The 6,075-nt window shown below is 65.0% G+C and carries 4 protein-coding genes and 1 pseudogene; 2 read left to right on the top strand and 3 right to left on the bottom strand.

What is annotated here, in order from left to right:
• A pseudogene (locus PMI15_RS08425) lies at window positions 1–337 on the top strand (DJ-1/PfpI family protein); the annotation flags it as partial.
• Window positions 338–372: 35 nt separating this feature from the next.
• On the top strand, window positions 373–1,353 hold the full coding sequence (locus PMI15_RS08420; protein WP_007866692.1) for a tripartite tricarboxylate transporter substrate-binding protein: 981 nt from the start codon (window positions 373–375) through the stop codon (window positions 1,351–1,353).
• 50 nt (window positions 1,354–1,403) lie between these two features.
• On the opposite strand, the gene PMI15_RS08415 is transcribed toward PMI15_RS08420, so the two are convergent.
• The 3 genes from PMI15_RS08415 to PMI15_RS08405 form a co-directional block, all read right to left on the bottom strand.
• Window positions 1,404–2,600 (bottom strand): FAD-dependent monooxygenase, encoded by a 1,197-nt coding sequence (locus PMI15_RS08415; protein WP_007866690.1) that lies wholly within the window; start codon window positions 2,598–2,600, stop codon window positions 1,404–1,406.
• Window positions 2,600–5,488: an aconitate hydratase gene (locus PMI15_RS08410; protein WP_007866688.1), complete on the bottom strand. Its 2,889-nt coding sequence runs from the start codon at window positions 5,486–5,488 to the stop codon at window positions 2,600–2,602. Before PMI15_RS08410 ends, PMI15_RS08415 begins: the two co-directional genes overlap by 1 nt.
• 112 nt (window positions 5,489–5,600) lie before the next feature.
• A complete protein-coding gene (locus PMI15_RS08405) occupies window positions 5,601–6,014 on the bottom strand; it encodes a hypothetical protein (protein WP_007866686.1) in 414 nt (137 codons plus the stop codon).
• Between the last annotated feature and the right edge of the window lie 61 nt (window positions 6,015–6,075).

The raw sequence follows: 6,075 nt of genomic DNA, 5'->3' as shown, positions 1-6,075 counted from the left end.
GCGAACCCCCTGCCACTGGCAGGCCATCGATTTTCTGTCGGCGTTCGGCGCCATCGTCACCAGGGAGCGCATGTGCGTGGACGGAAATATCTTCACCGCGGGCGGCGTGACATCCGGCATCGACATGGCCTTGAAGGTCGTCGCAATGCTGATGGGAGACGAAGCCGCCAAGCAAATCCAGCTCCAGATCGAATACGACCCCAAGCCGCCCTTTCCAGGTGGTACACCCTTTACCTCGGAGCCGGGCATCGTTGAAAAATGCCTGGCCGCCACACAGGCGCGGCGGGCTTTGCGAGCCTCGGCTGTCGGCCATGCAGCCCTTCGCATGCCGGCTTGAAAAGTACTGAAGTACCGGTAACCCAGGAGAAACTTATGAGCAAGAAACTGTTTTCACTGCTTGTGTGGGCTTTGCTGGCATGTGGCGCGGGCGCGCAGGCGCAAGGTGCCTACCCCTCAAAACCGGTCACCCTGATTGTTCCCTACCCCGCGGGAGGTCCCATGGACAAGCTCGCGCGGGAATTCGCCTTGCCAATGGAGAAGCAGTTGGGACAGCCCGTCGTCATCCAGAACCTGTCAGGCGCCGGAGGCAACCTGGGCAGCGCCATCGCCGTGCGTGCGGCTCCCGACGGCTATACCCTGCTGCTGAACCATATCAGCATGGCGACAGCCCCTGCCCTGTATCGCCGCCTCGGCTTCAACCCCGAAACGGATTTCGAACCTTTGGGCATCATGGCCGAATCCCCGCTGATGCTGGTGACGCGCCCGCAGATCGCGGCAGGCTCGGCGGTTGAACTGGTGCGATGGATCGCCAGGCAACCACAGGTCAAGCTTGCCAATGGCGGCATTGGGTCGGCATCACACCTGTGCGGCCTGCTGCTGCAGTCTTCGCTGGGCATCGGCATGACCACCGTTCCCTATCGCGGCACCGCTCCGGCATTGACGGATTTGCTGGGAGGCCATGTGGACCTGATGTGTGATTTGACGGCCAATGTGCTCCCTCAGGTATTCAACGGAAAAACCAGGCCCATCGGCGTGACATCACGCAAGCCGCTCAGCGTTCCCGGCGCCTCATCAATCCCGACGCTCGAGAAATTCGGCATCCCCTCCGTCCAGGTTGGCGTCTGGTACGGCCTGTACGCGCCGAAGAACACGCCTGCGGCAGTACAAACCAGGATCAACAGCGCATTGCTGGCCGCCATCCAGACGGACGCATTCAAACAGGCGCAACTCGCTTCCGGGATCGATGTGGTTCGAGACGCGCGCAACACGCCCGCGGGCCATCGCGAATACCTGCGCAGCGAGATTGCGCGCTGGACGCCGGTGATCAAGGCGGCGGGAGCCTATGCGGACTAGGGCCGTGAGGAAGCGCGCAGCGATACATCACCCGACGGTTTCCCGAACCATCAGGACTGCGCGCTTGCGGCCCCATACAACCAAGGCAAATCCAGCACCTTCTCCCCCAGCATCTTCATCGCCATGTCCCGCCCCCACCGAACCACTCCATCGGCATGGAAAATCTGCCCGTTGCGCAGCGCCCTCGCCTGCACACGCGCATTGCGTTGCCAGCGGTTGAGCGCATAGCGCTGCAGCATGGTGGGCACGTCCAGGGCCGGGTCCAGCGCCTGGGCCAGGGCGCGGCCCAGTTCGGCGGCGTCTTCAATCGCCATGCCCGCGCCTTGCGCCAGGTAGGGGCGCATGGGATGGGCGGCGTCGCCCAGCAGGGCCACACGGCCGACCGCGTGCTGGTGAGCGCCCTGCATGGGCGCGCGGTCGTGCAGCACCCACAGGCGCCAGCCTTGGATGGCGTCCATCACTTCGCGTAGCGCGGCGCAGCAGCCGGCGGTTGCGGCGGCCAGGTCGGCGGCGTTGGCGCTGTGATCCCAGAGGTCGGCTTCGGACGCGACTTCGCCATGCACGATGGCCACCACGTTGAGTGATTCGCCGCCGCGCACCGGGTACTGCACCACATGCATGCGCGGCCCCAGCCAGGCAGTGACCTGCTGGCTCCTGAGCCCTTCGGGCAGGTCCGCCTGCCGCACCAGTGCGCGGTATGCCAGGTGGCCGGTGCGGCGCGGCAGGCCGTCGCCCAATAACTCCTGGCGCACCGTGCTCCAGATGCCGTCGGCGCCTATGAGGGCGTCGCCTTCAATGCCGGGGCCGTCGTCGGCCTGCACCGTGACGGCTTGCGCGGTCTGGCTGAAGGACTGCAGCGGGCGGCTCAGGTGCAGCTTGACGTCGGCGTTTTGCTGCACGGCCTCCAGCAAAAGGCGGTGCAAATCCGCGCGGTGCAAGGTGGCATAGGGTGCGCCATAGCGTTCGGCGATGGTGGCACCCAGCGGCAACTCGCCCAGCACCTGGCCCGAAATGGCGCTGCGCACCTGCAGGCGCTCAGGAAACGCGGCCACGATCTGCAAGGCGCCGGCCAGGCCCCAGCCCTGCAGCACCTTGACCACATTGGGGCCGAGCTGGATACCCGCGCCGACCTCACTGAACGCGTTTGCGCGTTCAAACAGGCGAACATCCCAGCCGGCGCGCGACACCGCGAGCGCCGCCGCCAGTCCGCCGATGCCGCCGCCGGCTACCAGGGCTTGCCTGAACATCAAGCCAGCAACTGCCGCAATACAAAAGGCAGGATGCCGCCGTTGCGGTAGTAGTCGACCTCGATGGGTGTATCCACACGCAGGATCACGGTGACTTCCTCGCGCGAGCCGTCGGCGCGCGTGATGACCAGCTTGGCCTCGCTTTGCGGCTTGAGTTCGGGGTGCGGAATCACGTCGATGACTTCGGTGCCGGTGAGCTTGAGGGTTTGCCACGATTCGCCCGGCTTGAACTGCAGGGGCAGCACGCCCATGCCCACCAGGTTGCTGCGGTGTATGCGCTCGAAGCTGCGCGCCACCACGGCCTTGATGCCCAGCAGCTGCGTGCCCTTGGCGGCCCAGTCACGCGAGGAGCCGGTGCCGTATTCCTCGCCGGCAAAAATCACCGTGGGCGTTCCCTGCGCCATGTACTTCATGGCGGCGTCGTAGATGAACATCTTTTCGTTGCCGGGCTGGAACAGCGTCACGCCACCCTCTTCACGCGAACCTTCCGCGTCGGGCGGGATCATCAGGTTCTTGATGCGCACATTGGCAAACGTGCCGCGCATCATCACGTCGTGGTTGCCGCGGCGCGCACCATAGCTGTTGAAGTCGGCCTTCTGCACGCCGTTTTCCTGCAGCCACAGCCCAGCGGGAGAGCTGGCCTTGATGGAGCCGGCCGGCGAGATGTGGTCGGTGGTGATGGAATCGGCAAACAGCGCCATGATGCGAGCGCCCTTGACCGACACGCTGCCGGCCGCACCTGCGGCCATGCTGAAGTCCTTGAAGAAAGGCGGCTCGGCGATATAGGTGCTGGCGGGCCAGGTGTAGGACGTGCCCTTGACGCCCTTGATGTTCTCCCAGAGCTTGCCCGGCTCTGTCTTGACCTTGGCGTAGTTGGCGCGGAAGGCCTTACCGTTCATGGCGTACTTCATGAGCTTGTAGATTTCGTCGCTGCTCGGCCAGATATCGCCGAGGTAGACGTCCTTGCCACCCTTGCCCTTGCCGACGGGCTCGGTCATCAGGTCGCGCATCACCGTGCCGGCAATCGCATAGGCCACCACCAGCGGCGGGCTGGCCAGGAAGTTGGCCTTGAGGTTGGGGTGTATGCGCGCCTCGAAGTTGCGGTTGCCCGAAAGCACGGCCGCGCAGACTAGGTCGCTTTTGGTGATGGCTTCGTTGAGCTCGGGCGTCAGGTCGCCGGCATTGCCTATGCAGGTGGTGCAGCCGTAGCCGGCCAGCGCGAAGCCGAGCTTTTCAAGGTAAGGCAGCAAACCGGTTTCCGTGAGGTACTCGGTCACGATGCGCGAGCCGGGCGCCAGCGAGGTCTTGATGTGCGGCTGCACCTTGAGGCCCGCCTCCACCGCCTTCTTGGCCAGCAGGCCCGCTGCCAGCAGCACGCTGGGGTTGGAGGTATTGGTGCAGCTGGTGATGGCGGCGATCAGCACGTCGCCGTTGCCCACCGTCACGCCGGGCGGCGAATGCACCACCTCGGTCTGTGCCGTGGCTGGTGCGTCCGTGGTGTTGCTGGCGCGGGCATGGGCCAGCGTGGGCCGGTTGCCTTCCATCTCGACCACGGCGCGCGCGGCGCCCGCGGGTGTGGGCGGCGCGGCCGGCAGGGTGTCCTGGCGGCCTTCGTCGGTGCGGCGCACCAGGTGGCGCGTATTGAGCATGGCCGGCGGCTGGTTGAAACCGTTCTCGGCAATCGGCTTGCTGAACAGCGACTTGAACTGGCCGGCGACATTGCCGAGCTCGATGCGGTCCTGCGGGCGCTTGGGGCCGGCCAGGCTGGGCGTGACGTCGCCCAGGTCCAGCTTCACCACATGCGAGTAGTCGATCTCGCCCGCCTTGGCCACGCCGAACAGGCCCTGGGCCTTGAAGTAGGCTTCAAAGGCTTCGATCTCTTCCTTGGTCCGGCCCGTGCCCTTGAAGTAGTCAATGGTTTTTTCGTCGACCGGGAAGAAGCCCATGGTGGCGCCGTACTCGGGCGCCATATTGCCTATGGTGGCGCGGTCGGGCAAGGCCAGCGTGCGTGTACCCTCGCCGAAGAATTCAACAAACTTGCCGACGACCTTTTCCTTGCGCAGCTGCTCCGTCACGCGCAGCACCAGGTCGGTGGCGGTGACGCCTTCGCGCAGGCGGCCGGTCAGCTCAAAGCCGACCACGTCGGGCGTGAGGAAGTAGACCGGCTGGCCCAGCATGGCGGCCTCGGCCTCGATGCCGCCCACGCCCCAGGCGACCACGCCAATGCCGTTGATCATGGTGGTGTGGCTGTCGGTGCCCACCAGCGAGTCGGGGTAGTACACGCCACCGGCCGTTTTATGCACGCCGCGCGCCAGGTATTCGAGGTTGACCTGGTGCACGATGCCGAAGCCCGGCGGCACGACGCCGAAGGTGTCGAAGGCCTGCATGCCCCACTTCATGAACTCGTAGCGCTCGCGGTTGCGCTGGAACTCGAGCTTCATGTTGAGGTCCAGCGAATTTTTCTTGCCGTAATAGTCGACCATGATGGAGTGGTCGACCACGAGGTCCACCGGCACCAGCGGCTCTATGGCTTTCGGGTTCTTTCCCAGCTTGAGCGCCACGCTGCGCATGGCGGCCAGATCGGCCAGCAGCGGCACGCCGGTGAAATCCTGCAGCACCACGCGCGAGACCACAAAGGGGATTTCCTCGCTGCGCTCGGCCTTGGGCAGCCAGTTGGCCAACTGGGCCACGTGTTCGGCCGTGACTTTTTTGCCGTCACAGTTGCGCAGTACCGATTCGAGCACGATGCGCATGGACACCGGCAGGCGCGCGACTTTGGGGAATTGTTTGGCCAGTTCCGGCAGGGAGTAGAACTTGCCGGTTTTTCCCGAAACGGTCTTGAAGCTTTTGAGCGTGGAGGGAAAAGCGTGGGGAGGCGGTTTGGCCATGGCGGACTCCTTTTTTATTGACGGCAGCCCCCATTCTGGCAGGCACTGCGGCCCCGTGGGGGGCCGAGCCCGCATATCCTGCCCTCCTGCCCAGTCTTGTGCTTTCTTTTTCTTACCAAGCCGGTTGCGGCGCCGCGCGGCGCAGGCCGAAGTATTGCAGTTCGGCCAGCACCGCGACCGTCAGCGCCTGCACCACCACATAGGCCACACCCAGCATGGAAGGCGACACCCGGCCGCCGACCAGCAGCAGCACGCAGGCCAGCGCCCAGCCTATATTGCCCGCCACCAATACCCAGACGATGGACCGCGGCAAAGGCTTACGCGTTGAAACAAACGCAACGATGGCGGCATAGACCAGCAAAAACGCCCCGGTGTAGGCAAGCAAGCCCTCGGGCAGGTTCAAGAGGCGGGCCATCGCGGCCGGAAAAGCGACCTGCAACACGCCGCAGGCAATGCACGACAGCGCATCCACGCGCAGCACGTTGCGCAGGAAGTTGGGGGAAGACAGCATGGAACTCGAAGACATGGCAAAACTCCTGATGCGGCAGCCGGTGACGTGGATCAGCGCGCCGGGCCGCCGGGTCGGT

The sequence above is a fragment of the Polaromonas sp. CF318 genome (assembly GCF_000282655.1).
Classification (GTDB): Bacteria; Pseudomonadota; Gammaproteobacteria; order Burkholderiales; family Burkholderiaceae_C; genus Polaromonas.
This window is presented reverse-complemented; position numbering and strand designations above follow the sequence as displayed.

Coding starts and splice junctions, on each gene's coding strand:
- PMI15_RS08420 (WP_007866692.1), top strand. CDS start 373: ATGAGCAAGAAACTGTTTTCACTGCTTGTGTGGGCTTTGCTGGCATGT.
- PMI15_RS08415 (WP_007866690.1), bottom strand. CDS start 2,600: ATGTTCAGGCAAGCCCTGGTAGCCGGCGGCGGCATCGGCGGACTGGCG.
- PMI15_RS08410 (WP_007866688.1), bottom strand. CDS start 5,488: ATGGCCAAACCGCCTCCCCACGCTTTTCCCTCCACGCTCAAAAGCTTC.
- PMI15_RS08405 (WP_007866686.1), bottom strand. CDS start 6,014: ATGTCTTCGAGTTCCATGCTGTCTTCCCCCAACTTCCTGCGCAACGTG.